24 protein-coding genes are annotated in these 26,006 nt (G+C 42.6%); 7 read left to right on the forward strand and 17 right to left on the reverse strand.

Annotated features, from left to right (window positions below; all coding sequences use genetic code 11):
- Positions 1 to 10: 10 nt before the first annotated feature.
- From A5878_RS14640 to A5878_RS14650, 3 genes are read right to left on the reverse strand one after another with little or no spacing between them, the layout of a single operon-like run.
- Positions 11 to 925 carry a carbohydrate ABC transporter permease gene (locus A5878_RS14640; protein ID WP_015510401.1) on the reverse strand — a complete coding sequence of 305 codons (915 nt, stop codon included), beginning with the start codon at positions 923 to 925 and terminating at the stop codon, positions 11 to 13.
- Positions 926 to 940: 15 nt separating this feature from the next.
- Positions 941 to 1,894 (reverse strand): sugar ABC transporter permease, encoded by a 954-nt coding sequence (locus A5878_RS14645; RefSeq protein WP_005228058.1) that lies wholly within the window; start codon positions 1,892 to 1,894, stop codon positions 941 to 943.
- A 55-nt stretch (positions 1,895 to 1,949) separates the two neighbouring features.
- A complete protein-coding gene (locus A5878_RS14650; protein ID WP_086295748.1) occupies positions 1,950 to 3,308 on the reverse strand; it encodes an alpha-L-fucosidase in 1,359 nt (452 codons plus the stop codon).
- Positions 3,309 to 3,608: 300 nt separating this feature from the next.
- On the opposite strand from A5878_RS14650, the gene A5878_RS14660 reads away from it, so the two are divergent.
- Genes A5878_RS14660 through A5878_RS14675 form a run of 4 tightly spaced genes read left to right on the forward strand, consistent with a single transcriptional unit; the run spans position 3,609 to position 7,958 of the window.
- Positions 3,609 to 4,241, forward strand: a complete 633-nt coding sequence (locus A5878_RS14660; protein WP_015510403.1) for a DUF624 domain-containing protein — start codon at positions 3,609 to 3,611, stop codon at positions 4,239 to 4,241.
- On the forward strand, positions 4,241 to 6,112 hold the full coding sequence (locus tag A5878_RS14665) for a beta-N-acetylhexosaminidase (RefSeq protein ID WP_086295750.1): 1,872 nt from the start codon (positions 4,241 to 4,243) through the stop codon (positions 6,110 to 6,112). Before A5878_RS14660 ends, A5878_RS14665 begins: the two co-directional genes overlap by 1 nt.
- An 18-nt stretch (positions 6,113 to 6,130) precedes the next feature.
- A complete protein-coding gene (locus tag A5878_RS14670) occupies positions 6,131 to 6,628 on the forward strand; it encodes a hypothetical protein (RefSeq protein ID WP_060791531.1) in 498 nt (165 codons plus the stop codon).
- Between the two features lie 25 nt (positions 6,629 to 6,653).
- Positions 6,654 to 7,958 (forward strand): alpha-L-fucosidase, encoded by a 1,305-nt coding sequence (locus tag A5878_RS14675; protein ID WP_086295751.1) that lies wholly within the window; start codon positions 6,654 to 6,656, stop codon positions 7,956 to 7,958.
- A 239-nt stretch (positions 7,959 to 8,197) separates the two neighbouring features.
- Here A5878_RS14675 and A5878_RS14680 read toward each other — a convergent pair whose 3' ends face one another.
- The 8 genes from A5878_RS14680 to A5878_RS14720 all read right to left on the reverse strand — a co-directional run bounded on the left by A5878_RS14680 (position 8,198) and on the right by A5878_RS14720 (position 16,997).
- Positions 8,198 to 8,698 carry a GNAT family N-acetyltransferase gene (locus tag A5878_RS14680; RefSeq protein WP_086295752.1) on the reverse strand — a complete coding sequence of 167 codons (501 nt, stop codon included), beginning with the start codon at positions 8,696 to 8,698 and terminating at the stop codon, positions 8,198 to 8,200.
- Positions 8,699 to 8,849: 151 nt separating this feature from the next.
- Positions 8,850 to 10,151 carry a family 20 glycosylhydrolase gene (locus A5878_RS14685; protein ID WP_086295753.1) on the reverse strand — a complete coding sequence of 434 codons (1,302 nt, stop codon included), beginning with the start codon at positions 10,149 to 10,151 and terminating at the stop codon, positions 8,850 to 8,852.
- A 19-nt stretch (positions 10,152 to 10,170) separates the two neighbouring features.
- The gene (locus A5878_RS14690; protein ID WP_086295754.1) at positions 10,171 to 12,438 is read right to left on the reverse strand and encodes a helix-turn-helix domain-containing protein; all 2,268 of its coding nucleotides are present in this window, start codon (positions 12,436 to 12,438) and stop codon (positions 10,171 to 10,173) included.
- Between the two features lie 129 nt (positions 12,439 to 12,567).
- Positions 12,568 to 13,494, reverse strand: a complete 927-nt coding sequence (locus tag A5878_RS14695) for an ROK family protein (protein WP_060791536.1) — start codon at positions 13,492 to 13,494, stop codon at positions 12,568 to 12,570.
- Between the two features lie 531 nt (positions 13,495 to 14,025).
- The gene (locus A5878_RS14705) at positions 14,026 to 14,562 is read right to left on the reverse strand and encodes a flavodoxin domain-containing protein (protein WP_060791537.1); all 537 of its coding nucleotides are present in this window, start codon (positions 14,560 to 14,562) and stop codon (positions 14,026 to 14,028) included.
- 33 nt (positions 14,563 to 14,595) lie between these two features.
- A complete protein-coding gene (locus A5878_RS14710; protein ID WP_010749120.1) occupies positions 14,596 to 15,165 on the reverse strand; it encodes a TetR/AcrR family transcriptional regulator in 570 nt (189 codons plus the stop codon).
- A gap of 281 nt (positions 15,166 to 15,446) precedes the next feature.
- Positions 15,447 to 16,628, reverse strand: coding sequence for an AI-2E family transporter (locus A5878_RS14715; protein WP_005228027.1), 1,182 nt, complete (start codon positions 16,626 to 16,628; stop codon positions 15,447 to 15,449).
- Between the two features lie 15 nt (positions 16,629 to 16,643).
- Complete coding sequence (locus A5878_RS14720; RefSeq protein ID WP_005228025.1) at positions 16,644 to 16,997, reverse strand: PTS glucitol/sorbitol transporter subunit IIA; 354 nt, start codon at positions 16,995 to 16,997, stop codon at positions 16,644 to 16,646.
- A 118-nt stretch (positions 16,998 to 17,115) separates the two neighbouring features.
- On the opposite strand from A5878_RS14720, the gene A5878_RS14725 reads away from it, so the two are divergent.
- From A5878_RS14725 to A5878_RS17570, 3 genes are read left to right on the forward strand one after another with little or no spacing between them, the layout of a single operon-like run.
- Complete coding sequence (locus A5878_RS14725; protein ID WP_086295755.1) at positions 17,116 to 18,138, forward strand: lactonase family protein; 1,023 nt, start codon at positions 17,116 to 17,118, stop codon at positions 18,136 to 18,138.
- Positions 18,139 to 18,157: 19 nt separating this feature from the next.
- Complete coding sequence (locus tag A5878_RS14730) at positions 18,158 to 18,508, forward strand: hypothetical protein (RefSeq protein ID WP_005233740.1); 351 nt, start codon at positions 18,158 to 18,160, stop codon at positions 18,506 to 18,508.
- Positions 18,509 to 18,541: 33 nt separating this feature from the next.
- Entirely contained in the window at positions 18,542 to 18,703 is a 162-nt protein-coding gene (locus A5878_RS17570; RefSeq protein ID WP_086295756.1) for a hypothetical protein, read from the forward strand.
- Positions 18,704 to 18,746: 43 nt separating this feature from the next.
- Here the strand turns inward: A5878_RS17570 and A5878_RS14740 are convergent, their stop codons facing one another.
- The 6 genes from A5878_RS14740 to A5878_RS14765 all read right to left on the reverse strand — a co-directional run bounded on the left by A5878_RS14740 (position 18,747) and on the right by A5878_RS14765 (position 25,824).
- A complete protein-coding gene (locus A5878_RS14740) occupies positions 18,747 to 20,294 on the reverse strand; it encodes a bifunctional UDP-sugar hydrolase/5'-nucleotidase (protein ID WP_060791539.1) in 1,548 nt (515 codons plus the stop codon).
- A 176-nt stretch (positions 20,295 to 20,470) separates the two neighbouring features.
- The gene (locus A5878_RS14745) at positions 20,471 to 21,754 is read right to left on the reverse strand and encodes an ABC transporter substrate-binding protein (RefSeq protein WP_016609876.1); all 1,284 of its coding nucleotides are present in this window, start codon (positions 21,752 to 21,754) and stop codon (positions 20,471 to 20,473) included.
- Between the two features lie 16 nt (positions 21,755 to 21,770).
- A complete protein-coding gene (locus A5878_RS14750) occupies positions 21,771 to 23,063 on the reverse strand; it encodes an MBL fold metallo-hydrolase (protein ID WP_086295757.1) in 1,293 nt (430 codons plus the stop codon).
- On the reverse strand, positions 23,047 to 23,865 hold the full coding sequence (locus A5878_RS14755) for a carbohydrate ABC transporter permease (protein ID WP_005228015.1): 819 nt from the start codon (positions 23,863 to 23,865) through the stop codon (positions 23,047 to 23,049). Before A5878_RS14755 ends, A5878_RS14750 begins: the two co-directional genes overlap by 17 nt.
- Positions 23,866 to 23,869: 4 nt before the next feature.
- On the reverse strand, positions 23,870 to 24,751 hold the full coding sequence (locus A5878_RS14760; RefSeq protein ID WP_005228014.1) for a carbohydrate ABC transporter permease: 882 nt from the start codon (positions 24,749 to 24,751) through the stop codon (positions 23,870 to 23,872).
- Entirely contained in the window at positions 24,751 to 25,824 is a 1,074-nt protein-coding gene (locus A5878_RS14765; protein WP_005228012.1) for an ABC transporter ATP-binding protein, read from the reverse strand. Before A5878_RS14765 ends, A5878_RS14760 begins: the two co-directional genes overlap by 1 nt.
- Between the last annotated feature and the right edge of the window lie 182 nt (positions 25,825 to 26,006).

The following is a 26,006-nucleotide window of genomic DNA, read 5'->3' on the forward strand; positions in this document are numbered from 1 at the left end:
TTTAAGTTTTTTATCCTTTAATTGAACCAACCATCATGCCCTTGACAAAATACTTTTGTAAGAACGGATAGACGATAATTACCGGTAATGAAGAAACGATCATGACGCCGTACTTGATGACTTGAGCAAGTTGTTGTTTGCTATATAGCATATTCGCCATTTCTGAAGTCACATTATTGACGGTATTTGATGACATATCTTGAAGAATCAATATTTCTCTTAAAATCATTTGTAACGGATACATTGATCGATCAGAAAGATAGATCAATGCGCTAAAAAAGCTGTTCCAATGTCCGACGCCATAGAACAAAGCCATTACCGCAATGATCGGCGTTGATAGTGGTAAAACGATCTGCATGAATAGCCGAAAATCAGAACAACCATCCACAATTGCTGCTTCTTCCATCTCCCGTGGAATCGTGGATTGAAAAAATGTTCGCGTGACAACGACATTGTAAACCGAGACGGCTCCTGGAATCACTAGTGCCCAGACAGTATTCAGCATGCCTAAGCTGCGAATCAACAAGTAGCTGGGAATCAAGCCACCGGACAAGAACATGGTGACCAACATAAAATTGGTGAAGGCGCGTCGCCCATAAAAATCCTCTCGTGATAAGGCGTAAGCGCAAGGTAAGGTCACTAAGAGATTGATCGATGTCCCTAAAACCGTATAATAAATCGTGTTCAAATAGCCACGCCAGATACTGCTATTGCCTAGTAGTGTTCGATAGCCTTCAAAGGTGATTCCTTTTGGCAAAAGCCACATTTCACCAGAGTTTACCAGATGCGGATTTGAGATTGAAGCACTGATGATATAAATCAGTGGATACAAAACGATCAGCAAAGAAATTGCTAAAAACACATAAACAAAGATCAAAAAGATTTTATCAGCACGGGTATCTTTTATTAAAGACGTTGTTTTCACTTTTGGTCCTCCCTTCTACAATAAACTAGAGTTGCTTAAACGTTTGGCGATATGATTGACTACGATCAACAAGACTGAATTGATCAATGAGTTAAATAGGCCGACTGCCGCAGCAAAACTGTACTGCGCATCTAACAGCCCTTGCTGGTAAACAAAGGTCGCAATCACATTCGAGGATTGCATATTCAAAGGATTCTGCATCAAGATGATTTTTTCAAACCCAACTGACATCAAGCTGCCGAAGCTCATGATCAATAAGATCACCATCGTGGGCATGATCGTTGGAATATTGATATACCAAACGCGTTGCAGACGAGAAGCGCCATCGATCGTTGCCGCTTCGTGCAGTTGCGTATCAACTCCAGATAGGGCTGCCAGATAAATCACAGACCCCCATCCCGTTCCTTGCCAAACGCCCGACAGTACATAAATCGTTTTAAACCAGCGGGGATTGGTCATAAAGCTGATCCGCTCGAAACCCAAAAATTCTAATAGGTGATTGATGATCCCTGTTGAGGGAGATAAGAAAGCAATGACCATACCTACCATGACCACCACAGCAATAAAGTTTGGAGCATACGTGACTGTTTGGGTAATTTTTTTAAACGGGCCGTCTTTGATCTCATTCAAAGCCAATGCCAGGATGATCGGCAGCGGAAAACCGACAACCAATGAATAGATACTGATTCCTAAAGTATTTTTGATGAGTTCCCAAAAATAATAGGAATCGAAGAAACGTTGAAAATGTTTAAACCCAACCCAAGGACTGCCCATAATCCCTAATGAAGGCATATAATCCTTGAATGCAATAATGATTCCATACATCGGTCCATACGAGAAAATCAAAATAATCAAAAACGCTGGCAACACAAACAAGTACAATTGCCGATTTTTCTTGATCTTCATTTTTATATCTTGTTTCTTTGTTTTAGGTACTGAAACGGTTTGTCTGATTGGCGCTGTTTCCATTCTTCCTCCTCCTTGCTTGGTGTTAGCCTTATCATGAATTGTATTCGCTTTCAAATCAATGTGTATTTTTTTCCCTATGTGTCGAAACGCGAATCCCATCTGCCCCAACGTTCGGGTGACTGATATCCGACCATAAGAGATACGGTTCATCCGCATTTTTATAGACTGGTAACGGTTTTTTAGTGGCTAGATCAATTAGCTCGTCTTCTTCAGTTGCTCCGATCTCTGTTAAAGGAATCTGTTCGCAAGCGACTGCAGCGATACTGCGAAATGCAAAATGAGCCTTGCCGTCTTTTTGATAGGTCAAATACCATTCATTTTTCCAAGCTGTTGGTCTTGCCCGCGTTTCATAGATGCCTTCACCATATAGCGCCAACCAATGGCCGATTTCTTCTAAGCGTTGGGTCTCTTCGAATGTAAATTCGCCATCAGGTGTTGGTCCGACGCCTAAAATCAAATTCCCCCCTTTACTGACTACATCAATCAAGGTTTCCAGCAGTTCTTGGCTGCTCTTAAAAGTATCATTCGGCACATAGCCCCAATCATTTCCAATCGGGATATTGCTTTCCCAAACTTTTTTAGGAATTTCCGCTAATGCAGGAATTTTGCGTTCTGGTGTCACATAATTTTCATGACGGCCCCCCATCATCCGATCAACGATGATCAATTCCGGCTGTTTCTCACGCGCAATCTCAGCTAAACGATCCATTTGTAGGTCTTCTTTGCCTTGTCCGCACCAACCGGCATCTAACCAAAGAAAATCGACTTTTCCGTAATTGGAGGTAATCTCCGCAATCTGGCGATGCACAAACGACACATAGCGTGCCCAAATTTCTGGATGAAGATGGGTATCGTAACTGGCATGACGGCCTTTGACGGTATCATCATCCAACCAGTAAAAAGGAGAATACCAGTCAGCTTTAGAATAATAGGCTCCTGTGGCGATCCCTGCTTCTCGAAATGCCGTAAACACTTCTTGCAATATGTCGCGTTTAAAGGGACTTAATTTCCCGCCGATTTTAAACTCTGATTCCATTGTATTGAACATCGAAAACCCATCATGATGCTTTGTTGTGAATAAACAGTACTTAAACCCTGCATCCTTACAGATTTTTGCCCATTTGCGGGTATCCAGCTTCTTCGGTTCAAACTGATTGATCAACTGCCAATAATCCAAACGCAGTGCTTCGATGGTTTCTCGATAAGGGTGGTTTTCTCTAGCCCATTCATCTTTTTCAGATAATTGCCAAGACTCAACGATCCCCGCTTCGGCATACAGCCCATAATGGAAGATCACTCCGAATTTCAAGTCTTGAAACCATTCCAGACGTTGCTTGAGCATTTCTGTTTCTGGGACTAGTTCTTCTTGAACGTTCCCTTTGGCTTCTTCAATATCACCGCGAATCTTTGTCATTCATTTGCACTCCTTTCTTTGTTCTAAATGTAAGCGAAAAAAATGTCCTATAACAATATGTAAGTTTTTTCGCTATGTTAAAACGAGCAACTTCGTCTATAAAAGGTGCAAGGAATAAAGCTTGATTTCGATGAACGTTTTTGGAAAAATGTAGCGTTTCAAATACATTTGCTGTGTTTTTCTTGTTTTCGATGTGTGATTTTTCCATTTACTCCCACTCGCTATATATCAATGATACGATTAGAACAACAAATAAAGCGGATACAACAAAACTTGTATCCGTAAGAAAGTGAGGGGCTTATGAAACAAACGAATGGTATTTATCATGTTTCCTATCAAGTCGGCGATTGGTTACTTCATTGCCTGAAGTTGCAGTTACTCTGGTTTTATTGGGTATTTCGATACGGGATATTTTTAGGTATTTTTCCTGCCACCGCTACGATTATCCAAGCTTTTTTCGATAGCTTCCAAAAAAAGGAACGACCAGCGTCTTTGAAGACTTGGTTCAAAACTATCGTGAAAAAAAATTTCCGTCGTGCCAATCAATTAGGCGCCATGCAAGCGGGTTTGTTGTTGTTCTTATGGTTGGAATTACGTATCTCTAGTACTTTTATCCAAAATAGCTTGATTCACTTTTTTTTGCTGCTGCTATTTATCAGTGCCCTTTTGATCAGCTTGTACCTTCTGCCGGTCTATTTGCGTTATGATTTGACGCTTCTTCACTATTTTAAACAAGCAATATTACTAATGGTTATCAGTGTTCCCCAAACAATTGCGATGATTTTGGGAATCTTAGTGACTACTATCATTTTGACTTTTTTGCCAATCTTATTAGTCATCGGCTTTGTTCCCTTTTTCCTATTCCCCAGTAGCTGGTTCTCTTTTCAAGCGATTCAGCGCTCGGAATCACTGATGAAAGAAGGACGCTCGTGATGAAGGACATTTTTATCCAAAGTAATGAAAACCTCGATGATTTTTTTAGTCACGCACTGCAAGAACTAGAATTGAGGGAAACGCCGAATGGCCATCCCTTGCGCTTGATTCATCGACCCGGTTCCCTGAAAATTTGCCACGGCCCACTAGAAACGATCATTTACTATCAAGAAAAAGCGCATTTGTTTCGGGCATTAACTTTATGGGTGCATGAAGACCGCCCAGTCTATGTCTTAGAAGAACAGCCGCATTTTGAAGCAATTGGACCAATGATCGATCTGTCCCGCAATGCGGTGATGACCGTCAAAAAGCTGGAACGGTTCATTTTATTAACAAGTAAGATGGGTCTCAATCGCCTCATGCTCTATATGGAAGATACTTATGAAATTCCAGAGTACCCTTATTTCGGACATTTGCGCGGTCGTTATACCCAAGTAGAGTTAAAGGCTCTAGATACCTATGCCCAAGCCGTAGGAGTAACTTTGATTCCAGCGATTCAAACATTGGCACATTTGACGAATCCTTTAAAGTGGCAGTTCGCTGGAAATATTCGGGACACAGAAGATATTCTACTGGTGGGAGAAGAAGAAACGTATACTTTTTTGGAAGCAGCGATCCGTTCGATCCGTTCGTGTTTTGCAACTGATCAACTGCACATCGGTATGGATGAAGCACACCAATTGGGGAAAGGAAAGTATTCAGAAATACACGGGTTAAAAGACCGTTTCACGATTATGGCCGCACACCTAAAGCAGGTAGCTGCGCTTTGTCAAAACATAGGTTTTGAGCCGATGATGTGGAGCGATATGTTTTTTAGAATCGGTGCGCCTACGGGTGATTACTACGATTCAGACGTGTGTTTTCCGACAGAATTATTTTCTGACCTTCCTGCGGTCAAAATGGTTTACTGGGATTATTATCACCATGATCATGCCTCTTATCAGCGAATGTTTGCGAAACATCGGGAATTAAAACAGCCGATCGTCTTTGCTGGAGGTATCTGGACGTGGAACGGTTTGGCGCCGAACTACGGCAAAAGTTTCGCCACCATGCGTCACGCCTTGCAAGCCGCCAAAGAAAACGATGTCCAAGAAGTCTATGCCACACTTTGGGGCGACGACGGAGCTGAAACACCATTGATTGCTGCGCTACTAGGTTTGCAATATTTCAGTGAAGCGCAGTTTGGAAACGACCTTTCGTTAGAGAATTTAACTAAAAAATTTCAGCTTTTTCATCAATCAATAGCCAACGACTTTTTACTGCTTGATCGCTTTGATCAAACTACAGGTGTGCCAAAAAACAATCCTCACGGAGAAAACCCCAGCAAGCTGTTGCTCTACCAAGACTTGCTGTATGGCTTGTATCAAGAAAATTTAACTGATCTTTCTTTAGCATCCCACTATCAAACATTGGCTCAAGAGTTGGCTGCTGTGAAAACAACACGGGACACACAAACGATGTTTGCCTTTTATCAGCAGCTGGCTGATGTTTTGGCACAAAAAGCCTGTATTACCAACCAGATCACTAGTGCCTATAAAAGCAAAGATCGCACCGGACTGCACCAAGCAGTAGATAAGCTCAGTGTCTATAAATCCACCTTGCAATCCCTTTATGAAGCCCATCGTCAAGTCTGGTTTGACTGGAATCGACCTTTCGGTTTTGAAATTATCGATCTGCGATACGGCGCCTTGCTGATGCGCTGCGATACGACACTCTGGCGGCTTACTGCCTTCTTGGACGGGGAGCTCGATACGTTGGAAGAATTGACTCAACCGTCCTTACCAATGGTGACCCCTTTCAGCGGCAGTACTTCTGTGGGTCGCAATTTATTTCATGGAATCTATAGTGCGGGGAAAATTTCTGATGTTTAAAAGAAGGAGTGAGAACTTATGAAAACATCCTTGCTGCGCCGAACCGTCATCGTGAGTCTGCTGGCTATTGTTAGCCTATTCTTTCTCTATTTTCTAACAACCGATTCTTCTGCTCCAGTTCATGCCCAACCTTCAGAAAAACTGGAGATGACAGGCAATATTACAAATCAAGCAGCGGCGGAGGCTTGTTTGGCAGTGCTGAAAGAAAATTTACAAGCAGCCTCTGACCAAGACGCGACAGCCTATGCCGCAACGCTAGTGGCAGCGGCACGAGCAGAGACGACCCAAGAATTAGCTGATTTTTTTGCAGAAGAACAGCTGCAGCACACGCTGCTTTCTTTTGAAGTTGTTAAACAAGAGACAGGATCCATGCTGGTCGCGGCTCAACAGAAAACGATCAGCCCAAAAGACTCTTCTTACCGTGACCACATCACAGAGGCTTACCATACCTTTGTCAAGGAAGCAGATGGCTGGAAAATTCAAGAAACAGTCATGACGAATACAGAATTTCTTTAAGTGATTGAAAAAGGAGTTATTTTTAATGAGAACGTATAAAAATTGGCCTGCCGACTACCCTGACCCAAACTGGTTCCTCCATGATCGGTTTGGCTTATTCATCCATTTCGGCCTTTTCAGTATTGGCGCTCGACACGAATGGTTTATGACGACAGAAAAAATTGAACCCACCACCTATCGCGAGAACTATTTTTCTCAGTTTGATCCTGATCTTTTCAATGCAGAGGAATGGGCTCAAACCGCAAAGAAGGCCGGTTTTCAATACATGGTCTTCACGACGAAACATCATGAAGGCTTTGCCCTTTGGGATACCGCTCTCAGCGAATACAAAGTGACCAATACCCCCTTCAAGCGTGACCTCTTAGCAGAACTGCTGCCGGCATTTCGTAAGGTCGGCATTAAGATTGGGCTGTATCATTCGCTGATCGATTGGTATCATCCAGATTTCACGCTCGATGGGCTGCATCCGCAACGAGAGACTATTCAAGCCCGTCAGACGAATAACCAGCGTGACATGCGCCGCTATCAAGATTTTTTAGCTGGTCAAGTCACTGAACTATTGACTAACTATGGAACCATCGATTATATGTGGTTTGATTTTCCATATAGTCATCGAGATTGGGGATGGTCTAAAGGCAAAGGTGCCGCCGATTGGGATAGTAAGCGGATCGAAGAAATTTGTCGAAACCTGCAGCCGAACATGCTGCTGAATGACCGTCTGGATTTGGGCCGAGGGATTACCACCCCTGAGCAATTCCAACCAGACAAACCATTAGAAGCGGATGGATTGCCTTTGATATGGGAAGCGTGCCAAACGATGTACGAAACGTGGGGCTATGATCGTGATGCTCAGCACTGGAAATCCAGTGAAATGATGACCAAAATGCTGATTGACACAGTGGCAAAAGATGGGAACTTTCTTTTAAATATCGGCCCAAATGCTCGTGGAGAAATCAGCTTACCAACTCGCAGCCATTTAGAAGCCATCGGTTCATGGATGCATTATCATCAACAAGCGATTATCGGCTGTGGTACCAGCTCTTTTCAACCGCCTATTGACAGCCGCTACACCCAAAACGGGAATAAACTTTACTTGCACCTCTTTTCTTATCCATACAAATCCTTGCATCTTCCAGGGCTTGCAGGACGCGTAAAGCATATCCGTTTCTTACATGATGGCTCCGAATTGTTTTATCGAGGATTTGATCCCGAAGAAGTTCTCACTTCAACGGAAGCCATCATCAACAAAGAGGACCTTGTTCTCAGCTTACCCGTCTGCCCACCAGATGTGTTGGTACCAGTGGTCGAGATCACTTTAAGAGAAATGTAAGCACCCGTTGCACTGTCCTAAATGAAGAATTTATTTATATAAAGACGTTGCCCTTACTTTCTTTACAAAAAAATGACTAGAAGCGGATCGCTTTTAGTCATTTTTTATGGCTATTTGTTCAAGAACTCCTACAAATTTGCCTATACGAAAGTAGCCAACCAGCTTGTTGAACAGGTGATGAGAACATCCAAACGAGTTGCGTGCTTAATCCATTCTTAACGGTACTTACCACAGGAGGTTCAAAGTTCCTTAGACAAATAAAGAACAAGATCGTCATTGTTGCAGCAAGGCGCATTCATCGCACAATTCTGATTATTGAACCAAACACCAGATCCATCTGGAATATAGCCTTGTTTTACATACAGTCTCTGGGCCGATCCATAACCATTATGCAAGCCTACCCCCAATGTCATCACGGCAGCTATTTCTCGTGCCTTTCCTTCGGCTGCTTTTAAAAGCTGACTGCCTACCCCTTGTTTTTGATAGGATTCAAAAACATTAAAATCCACAATTTCTGGATACAAGCCTTTAAATGGTCCATGCTTTGCTAGAGGAACCAAGGTCAAATACCCGGCAGTTTTGTTGTTTATTTTGGCAAGCAAAACGCATCTCTCCCCCGCTTCTTGCTCGTTTAAATAATCAATCAAGAGCTGCTGGCGAGAAGGCCACCCTTGCTTTAAAAACATTTGATCCATTTCAAGGATATCTTTTCTCTTCAACGGTTGAATGTCTATGACCACTTATTTGCTCCATTTCTCCCCCTCACTCGGGGCTATGTTCATTCTATACAGTGTGTCGCTGGCATTGATTTGCCTTATCGTTAAACTTATTCATCATAAAAAAATAATAGGGATTATCAGCGATTGCTGCTTCACCCAATTCCTCTAGCAATCAGCTGAATGCCGCTTCCCACCCATCATAGAGCTTTTGTACTGTCTCTTTTGGCCGATTGGGTTCATTATAAACTTTTTGGCTAATAGCCGCTTGGAGCCAAAAAATCGCTTGGATCACTTCACGACTAGTCTGAGCCTCAGGCACATCCGCCCAGACGGATAAAGCGATCGCCTGTGTTTGGGCAAGCTGTTCCTGTGCAACTTGTTGTCCATTGGCAAACGTCGTCAACTGGAATTCATTGCTGATTTTTTCGTAGGTTGGATAAGTATAGCCTGCCGCTTCTCCTAAGACATAATAGAAAAAATTATCATTGTGATTGATCATGGTATAGCCTTTTTCAAAAAAGACATCTGCCGGCGCCATATTCTGGTTCCAACGGGTCCAATAGGAGATTTGGCAATTCTCCGTCAACGTTGTCTGCTCTTGGCGATTCAAGCGGTAAAACCCATCATTCCAGACCCGCACAACAAAGCCGAGACTTTCAACAAAGGCCGCCAGTTCATTGACATAATCAATAAAGACTTCGATTCCGCTAGCTTTTTCCCCATAGCGCTCGCGGGCTGCTTCAATCATTTGTGGAAAATTTTCTAAATGATCAAAATCAATAAACTCATCGGCACCAATATGAAAATAGGTGCTGTCTTCAAACAGCTGCGCATATTCCCGATAAACTTCCTGAATAAAAGCTACCGCTTCTGAATCCAAAATGTTCAGTGCTCGATCATCACGCGTGCCATCGGCTGTCGGTAATTGCCACTCGGGCTTTTGAGCCAACACTTGCCGCAAATGACCAGGAGAATCAAAATCAGGGATAATGGCAATTGCATGATTTCGAGCATACGCAATCAATTCACGAATTTCCTGCTTGGTCAAATATTCTTCCGAAACGATTTCTGGAAATTGCTGGGATTCAATCCGAAAGCCTTCGTTTTCCGAAAAATGAAGCTGCAGATGCGTAAATTGGAAGCAAGCCATACTGCGGACGATTACTTTCAAATCAGTTAGAGAATAAAATTTACGCCCGATATCGATCATCAGACAGCGTTCTTTAAGCGCTGCTAGATAGCTTTTCTGTGCTAATTGACCTGTCGCTTGATCTCGGCCATATTTGGTTAACGCGTAAAAGACGTGTTCTGGCGAGGACACACTGATTGTTTGGTTTTCAAATCGAAAATCAGCATCCAGCTGCGGATCAACCACTATTTGCGGGAGCGGATCCTTCGCCGACTGCCAACCTATCTCCTCAAAAAAGACGGCAGCTCGTTGCTGAGCTTCTTTCAAATCAACTGGTTTATTCATCTCATTCTTCCTCTTACTTTCAATAATTTCTCATTTTTTGGTTCATTTCACGGTATTGCCCTGGGGTCACACCCACTATTTTTCGGAACTTTCTCGTATAGTTGGAAACATCATAATACCCATTGTTACGAATAATTTCTTTGATCGGCAAATCTGTTTCAATCAGTTCTTCTTTGATTTTTTTCAGCCGTAATTCTTGAATATATTTGGAGAAGGTTTTGCCGCTTTCTTTTTTTACAAAACGGCTGACATAAGAGACAGATACACCCACTTCCTCTGCCACCGATTCTAGCGATAGCTGAGAGGAATGATAATTTTCTTGAATAAAACTGAAGATTTTCTCATTCATTTCCGACTCGTCATCCAGCGGCTGTTTCTGCACCTTTGTACAAATCTGCTGGGCAATCGTTAACAAGGCCGTCTGCAATTGGTTCAAGTTGTTGAAATCGGCACTTTCAGAAGCAGTATGCAGTACCTCTGCCCCCACCAATTCACCGCCGACTTGCGCGATCGTATTCAACAAGTAGTAGCCGTACATTTTTTGGACACGAGGCGAAGTCTGCTTGCTTTCGCCTTCTTCAATCAAACGTTGGATCGTTTCACTGGCAATCTCAATATTTCCTTGATTCAAGGCTTGGATCAATTTTAATTTTTGATTGTCTGGATAATTGATCGGTAAATGTTTGGTCTCTTGGGAAAGCTCCGCATAGTAGCTGATTTGCTTCCCTTGACTTCCTTGATTTTCCAGTGCCGCCAATCCTTCGATATACGATTCATTAATAGCCGTTAGTTGATCGACCGTCATCCCGACACCCATTGCGGGTGTTAGGGAGATCGCTTGGGTAATTTTTTCCGCGATAGCATCTACAATTTCTTTTTGTTCTTTGCCATCAACAAAGCCAACGGTCAATGCCAGCATTTCTGTGGACAAAATTTCAGTGGCATATGCCGTATAATCAGCTTCTTTGATTTCTTCGATATAATCAATTAAAAATTTCTTATCCCCTTGCTTGGCTTTGGTATCAACAGTTTTCGTATCAATGGCGATCACAAAGTAATTCGACTTAGGAAAACAAACATGGACAGCTTCCAAAAGCAGAGCCAATTCTTGTTCTGATCGGAAACGTCCACTCATTAATTTGCGCAACACTTGCTCTCTGGCATGAGGTGTTTGCAGGCGGACTTCCTGATGCAGTTCTTGGTGCTCTACCAAAAATGCCGCTAGCGTATTATGGACATCATCCATCGAATGAAGAGTCATTTTTGGATCACGATGAAACTCCTGAACCAGATTTTCTATTTTGCGAATCGGCCGATAACTGCGTAAACCAAGCATCACGACTGCGGTGATACCCGTAAACAATATGGCGATAAATACTAGGACGAACTGTTCTTGCACACGGTTGACTGAAGCCAATGCTTGATTCGGATTGGCGACAGCTACGACCGAAATATTCAATTCTTTGTTGGCAATTGCTTGAACAAAATACGTCGATTGTTCAAACCGCATTCGTCCTGTTTGAATGCCTTTTTTCATTCGCTCAGGATGATTTAAAAAGCGTGCTAACTCATCATTGGTGGTACTGGCTAATAACTGATACTCACCATTGATGATATAGGTATTGCTGAGCCCATCACTATTGCTTAAATCAAGGATTCTCTTCAAATTGTTTTCTTTGATTTCGTAGATTGCTGCGCCGTAAACGGTCATTTCTTCACTTTGAATTGGAACGATATAAAAGAAACGCGAATATCGCTGTTCTCCACCAGCACCTTCCAATGTCAGTAACGTCGGCGCTGGAGAGTCCAATTGTGCGACCAATTGAACTTGGTCCATATCGTTTTTTGGCAGTACCTTATTCAAGAATGTGTCGACTGACAGTGAGCCAACGGTTGAATAAAGGGTCGCCGGAGCTTCTTTATAATATAAATAGACTTCTTCGACTAGATCGTTAGTGATTTTATATGTCTGCATCGCTTCTTTTGCTTCTTTAGTCAAGTAAGGATGCTGTAGGTATTTCAATGAAACAACATGATCATTGGTCATTTTTTGGGTCAGATAATTCAATTGAATAAATGTATTTTCTAATGAATATTTCAATTGGATCAATTGATTTCTGGCCGTCAGCAGTACTTGTTCATTGATACTTTTGACAGAGGTATCATACCAAATCCATGACACGGCTAAAAAAGGCACTAAAAACACGATTAAATAAGAGCTGATGGCACGAATGATTCCCCTAAATAGTTTTTGACGATTCTGTTCCGTGTACTTTCTCACTTGCATCACCTATTCTCTGTTATTTCAAAAGCTCAAAAACGCTTTCATTTATCGGTACTTATTTAGGAGAAAAGAATGTATGATACTCTAATAAAATACGCTTTATTTTAATAAAAAACAATGCTTTTTTACAAGTTAGCTATCAGGCTTGTATTTTCTTAACCAGTTATAACAAGCGCCTAATAAATTTGATTCATTGCCAAAACGACAGGCACAAATGTTTGGCACGATAACAGTACTTGGAATCTGTTCAGCAATCACAGCCAATCGTGCGTTTACTTGAGGGATCAAGAAACGGCTAGCACTGATTCCACCACCAATCAAGATAATTTCCGGATCAATCATGTACTGTAGGCTATAGCAAGCTGCCGCCAGCTTATCGACAAAATCAGCGACCATTGGCAGACATCGCGGATCTTGTTCTTGAACCAGTGTATCAATGCGCTGCCCATTGATTGTGGGATCTCCGATACGCTCTGCTGTTTCTTCCACAAGAGTTCTGGTTGACCCTGCGATGCTCCAAAGTTCCCAATCCTTCGTTTCGGTCGGAAAAAGCATATAGCCAAACTCTCCTGCTAGTAAGTGTTTGCCGCGAACCAATTGATGGTTAATCATTAAGCCACCGCCAACGGATGTACCTAGGACAATTGTCGCAAAGGACGCACAATTTTGAGCGTGACCTAACCACTTTTCTGCCAATAACGCACAGTTGCCATCATTTTCGGCAGCCACTGGACATTGGTATGTGCTTCGCAAATGCCTAACCAGTCTTTTGCCAAATCCTTCATACAAAGGTGATGTCATCCCGATTTCTTGGCTTCGTGGATCAACCAGTCCCGTTGAGCTAATAGCAATACCATCAAATGTTGCAGCATAGAATGCATCGATGTGTCGACATATGCGTTGCGTGACTGTGGCATATTCCTTGTTCATAGGAAATTGAGTCAATTGTCTGCGTTCCCCTTGACTATTCACTAACCCACATTTAATAGCAGTACCGCCAATATCAATTGCTAAAATCCACATTTTCTTGACCTCACAAGGCTTTCTTTTATCTTGCATTTAGTATACGCAACCAATGTTTTCGGCGACCATATGTATTTCTTGCAACAGTGTGTCAAATCCGCCCAAGCCATAAAAAACCCCGCAACGAAAGATATCTTGCATTTAGAAAGAATATACGTTGTACAGAAAGTGATAGCTTATCTGCTTATTTTTAAAACACTAAAAAGATCAGGTTTAACGCTCAGCTTCACAAAACTGTTCATCCTGCAAAGCAAAAAAGAAATCCATTAGATACGGTGCCTGAGAATTTTGTCAGCAAAGGAAACAGCTACCCATTTTTTGAGATAAGCTATCTAGTTTATAAAACAAAAAACCGTCACGCATAAGACATCCTCTCATGCGTGATCGGCATTCTACTTAGTCATTGCTTTTTAGAAATAGATCGAACGATTTTTTAGAACTTAGTTGCTGACTCTGGGTGTCACAACAGAAAATCTATTAGCAATAAGCTAACTTTGTTCTGTTCTTACACTCTGGTCACTCATTGCTCATTTGAGTCATAAAACCTCAATAAACGCTTGTGCTCGTTCAATACAGTCCCTGCTCCAAATAATCCACCAACGGACCCAAGTACTTTTTATCTGTCCAATCACAATCTTGTCCGTTGGCTTCCATGAGTGCCTTCGTCTGTGGGTCATAGGTGTGCGGCGCTTTCTTAGCCGCAGCTTTTCTTAACATTTTCACTAAGTTTCGATCAAAGAAATTCATTTTGCTTTCCTGCCATTGTCCTCTGCCGTAAAAAAGGGGGATGTCCTTTATTGGACCCGTGAGATTCTGTTCTCTGAGTTTTTTCACAACATCTTCTTCAGGAGCAGAGGCTCCCACACAAAAGATAAGTATCTCTTTGTCTTTTAGCTGGTTGGTATTCTTTTTTAAAAAGGACAGTCCAGCAATACCCGATGCATAGATTCCCCCACAGAAGATAATTGTGTCATAATCCATTACTTCAGCTATTTTCGCTTTTGGGGTTTCTAGGCTGGAAAAACCTGTTGCATCTTGAAGCCAGTGGACATACTTTTTGACAGCGCCGTATTTCGATTGATAAACAATCATGCCGTTTTTCATGGGGGAACTCCTCTCTGCAGTTAGGACTGCACCTTATGGTTTTGTGCCAGCTATTGCTTGTTCTAAAAACGTTTCGTACGCTTTTTCCTGTTGTGCATAGATTTCATCTAGTGGAATACCAGGTGTCGTTACTGAGAAAATCGTACCGATTCCGATCGTGTAAATGAGCATATGCATGTGTAGCTGTTTGGCGGTTTCTATACTGATAGTCAAATCGGCGGCAATCCTTTGGGCTACTTGAGGATTCGTCTCCAACTGATACAGATCTTCTAATGACGAAACATTCGCTCTTTTTTGTAAGACAAAAATACTCAAAATATGGGGTTCTTCTTTCGCCAATTGCAAATACGCGTGTCCGGTACTGCGAAACAGATCCTGGGGGTCGCTATGGGCTTCTAGATACGCTTGTAAAAATTGCCGTGCTTTCTGCTCTACTTCTGTTCGCAGGCCCTCCATATTGGTGCAGTAACTATAGATGGGCTGGACTGAACAGCCTAACTTCTCGGCAATGTTCTTGACGATCACGTGCTCCATACCGCCTTTTCGAGCAATCTCAAAGGCGGCATCAACCACCATTTCCTTTGTTATTCGTTGTTTCGGCATTCATTGTCCTCCTTAAGCACAAGTTTCGTTATATAAACTCTTTATATAAATCGATTATATTCTTTTGTTCCTTCGAAGTCAATTGGATCCAAGCCACTATCCCTCGCTCTTTCTATTGAATAAAGAGCTGTCTATTTCTCAAAAATCATCGTTCATAGGTTGTAAATCTTCCGTTACTTTCCAATGATTGCTGGCTCTTTTATCCGCATAAAAAAGGTACAGCCCACAGAAAAAGGCTGTACCGTAGATAATACGTATGGGCTCTTTTACACTCGAAGCTGCTACACTTCTGGGGTGTCCTCTGGTGGCGCTTCGGGGATCGGTTCTTCCTCTTCATACAAGGAGGAAACCCGCGTATACCATTCAAACACATGGGTAATGACCACTTTAGCTGCCGCATACACAGGAATCCCTAAAATGACCCCAACAAGGCCAAACAGTTTTCCTGAAGTCAAGAGGACTAACAGGATCGTGACAGGATGAATCGACAACTCGTTTCCTAGAACTAATGGCGAAATCAAGCGGCCTTCAATGGTCTGCTCAATGACAAAGACGATCAGCACTTGGATCAGTAACACGGGTCCACCGACGATTCCTAAAAAGACCGCAGGGATCATGGCCAAAAAAGATCCTAAATAAGGGATCAAATTTAGAAATCCCGCTGCAATCCCCAGTGTGATGGCATAATCTAAGCCAATGATACTAAACCCGATCATAAACATCACTGCGACCGCAAACGCCACCGTCAGTTGTCCCCGAATATAGGAGGATACTTGATCGTTCATCTCTTTTAAGACGACCAGTGATGGCTGGCGCATTTTGGTTGGCAGAAATTTAACAAAATAAGGGGCTAGTTTACGGCCATCTTTCAGTAGGTAGAACAAAATAAATGGCATGGTAATGACCGCTAAAACGATCGTTGCAACGGCGCCGAAGAAACTGCCTAGATTTTGAATCGTGCTGCGGGAAAGGTTTTGGACGATATCCGTCAAAGAAGAAATCAACTTCTCATTGGAGGCTTCGATCTGCTCTTGGACTTGTGAGAAGATTGGATCAGAGAGGATCTCATTCACCTTATTCTCGATGATCGTCAAGTAGCCTGGCAAATTATCCGCAAAGCTCATGGATTGCTCTTGGATCTTAGGGATGATCACCACCACACCCCAGACGATCAGACCAACCACTAAAATAAAGAGACCGAAAATACTGTAGATTCGTTTGATTCCCTTGCGTTCTAAGTAGTCGACGGTGGGGTTCATCAAGTAATACAAGATCCCCGCCAAAATGATTGGCAATCCGACGATGGCTAAAAATTGCCAGACGGGTTCAAACAAATACGACACTTTCGTAAAGAGCAGCAAAATCAAGAGAATCAATAAAATGACCAGCAAGCTGGTCACTGCTTGATTGTTTAAAAACCATTTCCAAAACCAGGAATGCGGCTTTTTCTGCGTTTCTTTCATGACATTCTTTGCCTCCTAGTCGTACGTCACCTGCATGCCGACTTCTAGTTTCGGCAGAACAGTTGGCGTTAAATAAATCGCACTTGAAAGCTGATCTTCAGCCGGCACTTCGTCAAAGACAAAGGTCACATGCTGGATCGTTTGCAGGATTTGGTTTACGACCGTCCCTACATATTGGACTTGATAGGTCTGATCACCAAAAGTGATCTGGTCCCCTTTTGTGACGACTAACGCTTGCGAATCTGGAATCGTTTGAATGACTGAATATTCTCGCAGTGTGTCGGTCGCTTCTTCACCAAAAAAGATGATCATTCTTTCTTGCGAATCGATCGCTTGTGGACCGATTTCTTTGATCGTCCCTTTTTTCATATGACAAACTCCCCTTTCTATCTTCTTGTTTATTATAACATAAAGAGTTTTTCTACCCGCCCAAAACCGCATTCTATGGTAGAATTAAATAGGAATGAAACTATTAGGAGGTTTTTTTATGTTGCAAACGATTTATTTAGGTACGTACACTCGTCGCGAAAGTAAAGGGATCTATTCGATCGCTTTAGATACGGAAAAAGGAACACTGACCGATTTGACCTTATGCGCGGAAGAAAAAAGTCCGACTTATCTTGCCCGCAGTAAAAAAGAAGCAGTTTACAGCGTCACAGAAGTAGATGGCAACGGCGGCGCAGCTGCTTATACCCCAGACTTTACCTTGCTGAATACCGCAACGGAAGAAGGCGCACCACTTTGCTATGTAGCAGTTGATGAAACCCGTCAGCTTTTATATGGTGCCAACTACCATAAAGGTGAAGTGAATGTTTATAAAATTCTAGAGGATGGCCGCATCGAAGCAACGGACAGCATCTACCATGATGAACCCGTCGGCTCTCATGAAAACCAAGACAAACCTCATGTCCACTATACTGACTTAACACCAGACCAACGTTTAGCAGTTTGTGACCTTGGAACAGACCGGGTATATACTTATGATATTTCAGAAGATGGCAAACTGACAGAAGTTTCCGTTTACGTGGCAGAAGACGGAACTGGTCCACGTCATTTGGTCTTCCATCCAAATAACCAATACGCTTACTTAGTGGGCGAATTAGACAGCTCATTGACTGTTTTACGCTACAATGAAGCAGATGGCAGTTTTGAGAAAATCCAAAAGGTGCCAACGATCCCTGCGGACTTTACGGATTTCAACAGTGGCGCTGCGGTACGTATCTCGAACGATGGCCGTTTTGTTTACAGCTCAAATCGCGGCCATAATTCAATCGCTGTTTTTGAAGTAACCGATGAAGGCGCTGGCCTGACTTTTGTTCAATCAATCTCGACTGAAGGCGACTTCCCTCGCGATTTCGATTTGGACCCGACAAACGATTATCTCGTTTGTGCCAACCAAAATTCTGATAACCTAACGTTATACAAACGCGATGAAGCCACTGGCAAATTGACTGTCTTAGAAAAAGACATCTACGCACCAGAATGTGTCTGCGTCTTATTCAAAAAATAAAGTTTTGGAGGATTCCCCCATGTTTGATAAAACACCAAAGGAACTTGTGCTCAAAGATTTTTCTAATATCTACAATAAATGTCAATCAACCTTTGAACTAGTGACGAGCCGCAAATACAATGAATCATTGGTCCTATTAACGACTGCAGAAACGTATGCGATCGCTGAAAAAGCCTATATTCGCTGCGATACTGCCAAAGAGCTGCAAACAGCGGAAGTCATTGCTTTCTTTGATGCTTTTGAGATCTATTATTTTGAATTAAAACAAGTCCTTTTTCATGATGACGATGATTTTGTTTCTTTAAAAAATCGTTTAGAAAAAATGAAAGACACTTACGAAGCATTGACAGCCTCATTTCATTTGTTATGATGAAATCAAATCAAATGTGAAAAAGGTGACGTTATGAACCAAGAACAAGTGTTGGATCGTTTACGAGAAGAATTGACCATGCCGTTTTTCGAAGCAAAACTAGAAGACAAAGAGTATTCCGAAGAAGACTATCAACAAGTCAAAGCGGATTTGGTAAAATACTTTGATGACTATGTACGCAATGTAGAAAATTAAGAAGCAGCCTGCGATGATTCCTTCATCGCAGGCTGTTTTACTGTTATAACGTCACTAGAAAGTTTTGATTCGTCGTAGCTTCGATTTGAGGATGCTGTTTTAAATAGTCAGCAATCAGTTCCGTCATATCGACTTGAATCTCACGAACGATTTTTTCGGCAGAAAACATGGCGTAGTTGCCGCCACCTACTGCACGGTATTGGTTAATGACGATCTCTAATTCTTGATCCATCGCAATGGCTTTTTCTTCAAAGTCCAAGCGGGTGATTCGCTGACCGACGGGTTGACTAAGATCGATCGTATACTCGATGCCTTCATACATATCGTAGTTATAATATTGCGGTTTTGGCTCAATAAAAGCAGGATTGAAGACGATCTGACCGTCAACAACGGCTAAATAATCCGCCGTTTGTTCTAAAGCGGCTTTTAATTCGGCACCTGTTATTTTGACTACAGCTAACGTATTTGGGTAAATATAATTAGTGATCACATCTCGCATCGTGATGGTTGCGCCAAAGCCTTTGCCCTCATTGTTGAAAAGAGCAGTACCAGAAATTTTGGCACCGCTGGCAGCCATCTGAACACGATTGATAAATTCAATATAAGGGTGCTCTTTCAAGCGTGCCCCCATCGGATCGGTGATTCGCATATCCCCACTGACTTTGCCTAACGGCTGATCTAGCCAGGTTTGTAATTCTTCTTCGATGGGTGCTAACAAAGCCAACGTCTCTTGATCTGGGACAGCATCTGCAACAGGGATCAACGCAGCCGTACTGTTTGTGACATGAACCCCTGTCTGATTTTTTTCAACCGTCAATTCGATGGCGCCGATAAAGCTTCCACGATAACCGGGCTGTACAACGGAGACACCATTGATTTTTGTGGCGATCTCACGGTGCTGGTGTCCTGTGAAGAACGCATCGATTCCTGAGACTTCCTGCAATAATTGATAGCCCTCATTTTCGCCGGTCAATAATTCGGTCGGTTCTCCAGTGACTAAATCACGCTCGAAGCCGCCATGGTAGCTGACGACAACGATATCGGCTTTTTCTCTTAAGTAAGGCACATAGTTTTTCGCTGTCTCAACGATGCTGACAAACTGCATCCCTCGAATCGTCGCAGGCTGTTCCCAATGAGGAATATATGGCGTCACCATTCCTAAAATCGCGATCTTTACCCCTTCTTTTTCAATGATGGTGTAGGCTTGGCCAAAGAATGGTTCTCCCGCTTCATTTAAAATATTCGCTGCAAGCACCGGCGTTTCGTAGCTGGCGATCGCTTCTTGCAAATAAGGCAGACCGTAGTTGAACTCATGATTGCCTAAAACATGGACATCAACGTCTAGGTGGTTGACGACAGCGGTCAATGCGGCAACGGAGTGCTGGCTTTTGGCGATGTAATAGCTTAAGGGCGAGCCTTGGATAAAGTCGCCATTTTCGATCGTTACGACCGGCCCGGAGGCTGCTTGGCGCAGTTCTTTCATTTTGGTGGCAACTTTTGCCACGCCGAATCCTTGTTCCGTGTCATCGGCAAAATTGGTTGGATAGACATAGCCATGCATATCGCTCGTTTCTAAAAACGTGATTTTCATTCAAAAGACTCCTTTTCCCCTCAATAGACCAAAAGGGCATGCGCATAAGTCGAAAACCCTCGAAAGCCAGCATTTTCTGCTTCCTTGTGTCTTCAAACCTTATGGCACAAACCCTTTTGTCTTTCATTCTCAGGTGTTTCCCTGATTATACCCTATTTTGACGAAGAAATTCAGAATTATTGGTTCCAAGCATCTTCTAATTGTGGTTTCGCGTTTTCAATCAATTGATCGACATCTTGATCTGTATTAGACAAAATGTTTTCCATGATTGAACGCATTTCATTGTAAGCAGGATCAGCATTTTCAATCACTGGGATCGAGAACAATTCTTTGGTTGCATCTTCTAATTTGGCAGCGACTTTTGTTTCAGGATTGTTTTTGTATTCATCGCTTTCCAAAACAGATTCAACAACTGGCATGTAGCCGGTATCGATCGCCCATGTTTTTTGCGCTTCTGGCGAAGTTAAGTATTTCATGTATTCAAAAGCAGCGGTGCGTTGCTCTGGTGTTGCGCTGTTGAACATATACAAGTCAGTTCCTTGTTGCAAGTTGATTGGTTCTGGACGAGCTGCTACGTCATATTCAAATTTGCCTTCGGTATCTTTTTTAACAAAGCCTTCCCCTGCGATTGAGCCGACATACATTGCGATTTGCTCGTTGGCAAATGGACCAGACAAGTATTTGTCAGAACCAGCGATTCGGAAGTAGCCGTCTTTAACACCATCTAGGTAGTAGTTGATGACTTCTTTTGATTCATCGCTGTCTAATTGCAAGTCTTTGTCAAAATCAACGCCTTGATTTTTCATTGCGATGGCATAGTAGTTGTTTAATGAGTCAAAACCAGCACCTACGACTTCACCGTTTGATTTTTCATAGATTTCTTGAGAAGCTTCTTTTAATTCTTCAAGGTTTGTTGGTACGTCAATACCATACTCGTCTAACATGTCTGCATTGTAAAACAGCATTTCTGTAGATTTGTTGAAAGGAATCCCGTATTGCACGCCGTCGATTTGTGCACCATCTAAAAGGGCACTGCGGATCTCTTCTTGGTCACCCCAACCGATAGTATCATCGTTGATGTATTCGCCAAGGTCAACTAGCATGTCATCTTGGGCAGCATTCCATAACCAACCAGGATATGCTTGGGTGATAGTTGGCAGATCTTTTGGTGAAGGCAAGGTTGAATTCACCTTTGCTTGCAAATCAGGATAGCTTGATTGGTTTTGCAATTCGATCTTGATGTTTGGATTTTCGTCCATGAATTGCTCGGTCAATTTCGTCAATGATTCTTCTTGCGCACCATTCATTGCATGCCAAAAGGTGACAGTCGTATCTTCGCTTAGCTCTGTAACGATTTCATCACTTTCCGTAGAACCAGATGAATCGTTGTTGTTTCCACAAGCCCCTAATACCAATGTCGCGGCTGCAGCTGCTGCAAATGCAAGTTTCTTTGTTTTCATTTTTTCCTCTCCTCTATCACTCTAAAATAATTTTTTCACCGCGTTGCGGCAATATTCTTTCACCATACGGATTCACCAGATTTTCTGGTTTCAGCGTATGGATTGGAACCAATCGTTGGGGCTCGATCCATGCAATGATCTGATCTAAATCAGCTGGTTTCGCATGTCCCGAGTTTGGCAAACGGACAAATTCGATGTCCAGTGCTGCCAATTGATCCAAAAAGACTTGATAAGCTGGATCAAAATCGCCTAACGGCTGCGCATCACTGTGAATATACAAACCACCCGTCTGCAAGTTTTCAAAATGCGCGACTGCTTGCCAAAGGTACTGGCTCGTGTCGGCACATAATGCCTGATAAGAAATGGCGAAGGCTGGATCGAGCGTCGCTGGTACTTGATCATCGATCGTATAGAACGGTACATCTTTATTGAAAATTTCTTTCAACAAAGCAGCTTGCGTCGCCTCTAAAACAACCGTCCGCGGCGCGGCTTCAACAAGCGCCATAAAGCGCTCGACATTGGCTGGATAGCCATTGAAAGTAATTTGTCGTTGGGGATTTTCTTTGACCAGACGCACGAAGGTCTCGATCAATTCTGTTTCACTTTCCACTGTGATCGCTTTGGGGTCCGGTTCTCTTTCTGGAAAGCTGATGCTGACCCCTTCCATCATCAATAGATCCGTGTGTTTGGCTAACTGACAGAATTCTTTGGTACGCTCTGGATGATAGCCATGCAAACGCAAATCACCGGTATAAGCGATAAAATGATCTGGCGTGCGAATCAACAAAGCTGCCGCACCGTACGCATCATGATCGACTGGAATGATCTCGACTTTGATTTCCCCGACCCGAATCACATCATGGGGTTCTAAGCCGATCAATTCACGGACAAAGCTTTTTTCTTCATGAGGAACGGGCAGCAAGAAGTCCCCTTTTTGATTCAACACTTCGAGGATCGCTTTGGTTTCCTTCAAGGTGTACATAGGAATATTTGGGTCTAAAAAGTTGATCATCTTGGAATGATCCAGATGGGCGTGGGAAAGAAAAACTGCTGTTTCTTGGTATTCTTTCGTTTCGCTTCCTTGGTACGTGTAGTCTAAGCGTGGATCGTAGACATTTTTCAGTTCTGGTATCCAGCGATGCGCAACTAACGTTTGTAATTCTTCATCTGGTAAGGGTGTTTCTGGATGATACTCCGAACCGAAGTCAAAAAAGATATGGGCATCTTTGTACGCAACTTCGATGACGGTCCCTCCAATCGTTAAGATCCCGCTATGAAAGGTAATCGTCGTTTTATCCTTTGATGCCATCTTTAGCCACTCCTTTGATAATTTCTTTTCTAAAGATCAAGTAAATGATCAGAATTGGAATGACGGTCAAGGTCGCTGCCGCCATCTGTAAATGAACATCGCTGCCGCTTTCTGTGGTAAAGGCAGCCAACCCATTATTTAAGAGGCGGTATTTTTTCTCATTGGTTACTAGCAACGGCCATAAGAAGGAATTCCAGCTAGAGATGAAAGTCAAGATCCCGACTGTCACTAAGGCTGGTTTTGACATGGGGATCAAAATCCGCCGAATGTAAGCCAAATCGCTAGCACCGTCGATTTTGGCCGCTTTGTAAAAGGTATTGGAAATACTTTGCAAATAACCATTTAAATAATAGATGTAAAAAATACTGGTCAGAAAGGGAATGATCAACGCACTATACGTATTCAATAAGCCCATTCGCGCAATCGTATTGTAATTGGTGAAAATGATCGATTCATAAGGAACCATCAATAACGAGATCATCAATCCGATAACTAACCGTTTGTATTTGAATTCAAGACTAGTCAATGCAAAGGCAGCTAGAATCGCAGTGATCAGCGTCGCGATAGTCGTCACCGCGGAAACGAAGACCGTATTAAAGAAGTAGCGTAAAAACGGTGCTCGGGTAAAAACTTCCCCGTAGTTGCTCCACTGGAAAGACTCTGGCATGATCGTCGGTGGAATACTGGTTGCTTCACTGTAGGTCATTAGACCAGCTAAAATCATATAGACAAAGGGAAACAGCGTGATCACTGCTAAAATTGCTAAAAACAGCATCGAAACAATCGTGACAATTTTTTTCATTCGTTTATTCGCCCACTTTCTTCAAAAGTTTATTTTGGATAAAGGTGACGAGCAAAATAATGATGAACAAGATCACGGTTGCCGCCATTGCAATCCCCGGACGTCCGGCGATATGGAATTTGTCATAAATATAAAAGACTGCCGTGGTTGCACTGCGGGCGATCCCTGGCTGTCCGCCAAACAAGGCATATACTTGAGTATAGACTTTAAAGGCACTGATCAGATTGACCGTTAACAAGAAGGCAAAAGTCGGGATCAACTGCGGAAAGGTGATTTTCCGAAAAATCTCGCCATCGGTGGCGCCAAACATTTTTGCGATTTTGTAGTGTTCTTTGTCGATGTTGCGCATTCCTGCCAACAAGATAATAATGTTGAAGGCAAGGCTCGTCCAAACGCCAAAGATGATCAAGGTCGTCATACTCATATTGACATTATCCAGCCAGTTGACTGGTGGAATGCCGACAAGACTCAACAAATAGTTGATGATCCCGTAAGAGCCATTGAAAAAGTAGCGAAACACGATCCCGATGGCAATCGTACTCGTGACATAAGGCATAAAGAAGATCGTTTCAAAAAAACTTTTATATTTGACTTTTTCAAAAATGATCCACGCAATCGCTAAAGAAAGGATCAACGCGATCGGTACGACCGCAAAAGCAAAGAGCGCCGTATTTTGCAGTGCTCGAAAGAAGACTGGGTCCGTTAAAACCCTTTGATAGTTCTCAAGCCCAGCATACTGTTGGTTAATCAAGGTTCCTTTTTGGAAACTCATGATGAAGGAACGAAACAGCGGATATACACTGAATAAGAAAATAATGACCAGTGAAGGCAGTAAAAACAGCCATGCTTTCGGTTGGTTCTCAGGGTTATAATTTTTTTTGAACATTAGTAGACCCGCTCTCCTTTTTCATCAAAGATAAAGGCTTTTTTGTAATGAAAATCAAATGACACTTGCGCGCCTTCTTCAATGATTTCTTCAATACTAACGATCGATTTCATATGTTTGTCAGCCAGATCAAAGTTCAAGATTCGTTCTCGTCCGATCAGCTCCACACTCTTGACTTCCGTTTGGAACAAACCTGCTTGCAAGGTGGTCAGCACATCTTCTGGACGAATGCCTAACGTGTATTGGCCGTCTGTTAATGGTTTCTTGAAGCGAAGGTCAGTAAAACGGTCAACTGGTACAGTGAAGGCAGGATGGATCATTTGGCCATCTTTGACTTCTACTGGCAAGATGTTGATGATTGGATTACCGATGAATTTCGCTACAAAAAGATTGTTTGGTTCTAAGTAAAGGTTTTGCGGATCATCATTTTGTTGAATGATCCCCTCGTTCATCAAGATGATCTTATCACTGATAGAAAGAGCTTCTTCTTGGTCATGAGTCACGAAGATCGTGGTGATGCCCACTTCTTTGACTAACCGACGGATCTCTTCACGGATCTTCAAGCGCAAACGGGCATCTAAGTTACTCAATGGTTCATCCAGTAGTAAGACTTCTGGACTTTGCACCAAGGCACGCGTGATCGCTACCCGTTGCTGCTGTCCGCCAGAAAGGGTTCCTGGTTTTTTCTGACTTAACTCTTCAATATTGGTCAGTTTCATGAACTTTTCAGCAATTTTCTGTGCTTCGTTTTTCTTGATCTTTTTCTCTCCGACTGTCAGTGGAAACATGACATTTTCTAAAACAGTCATATGGGGATAAAGGGCATAATTCTGAAAAACAAACCCGATATTGCGGTCTTTTGGCTCGGTCTTAACAACGGAAGAACCATTAAAGCGGATATCGCCATCGGTGGGACTCAACAACCCCGCGATCAAATTCAGTATCGTCGATTTCCCACAACCACTTGGTCCCAACAAACAAACCAAATCGCCTTTTTCTATTGTAAAATCTACTGCTTTCAAGGCTTCAAACTTATTATCGAAAACCTTCTTCAACCCGACTACTTCTATCAAAACTGCCCCTCCATTATCTCTTTTTCCTCCGAATAGTTGACTGGCATTTCAAGTCACAAAAAAAACGAACTCTTGATGTTTCGGTCAAACGCTCAAAGAAATTCGATTTTAATCATAACAAACGAATGTTTTTATTCGATACCATTATTGTAAATGTTTTGTAAAAATCATTGGGAATTATG

Origin of the sequence: Enterococcus sp. 3G6_DIV0642, from assembly GCF_002140635.1 — a bacterium.
Classification (GTDB): domain Bacteria; phylum Bacillota; class Bacilli; order Lactobacillales; family Enterococcaceae; genus Enterococcus_D; species Enterococcus_D casseliflavus.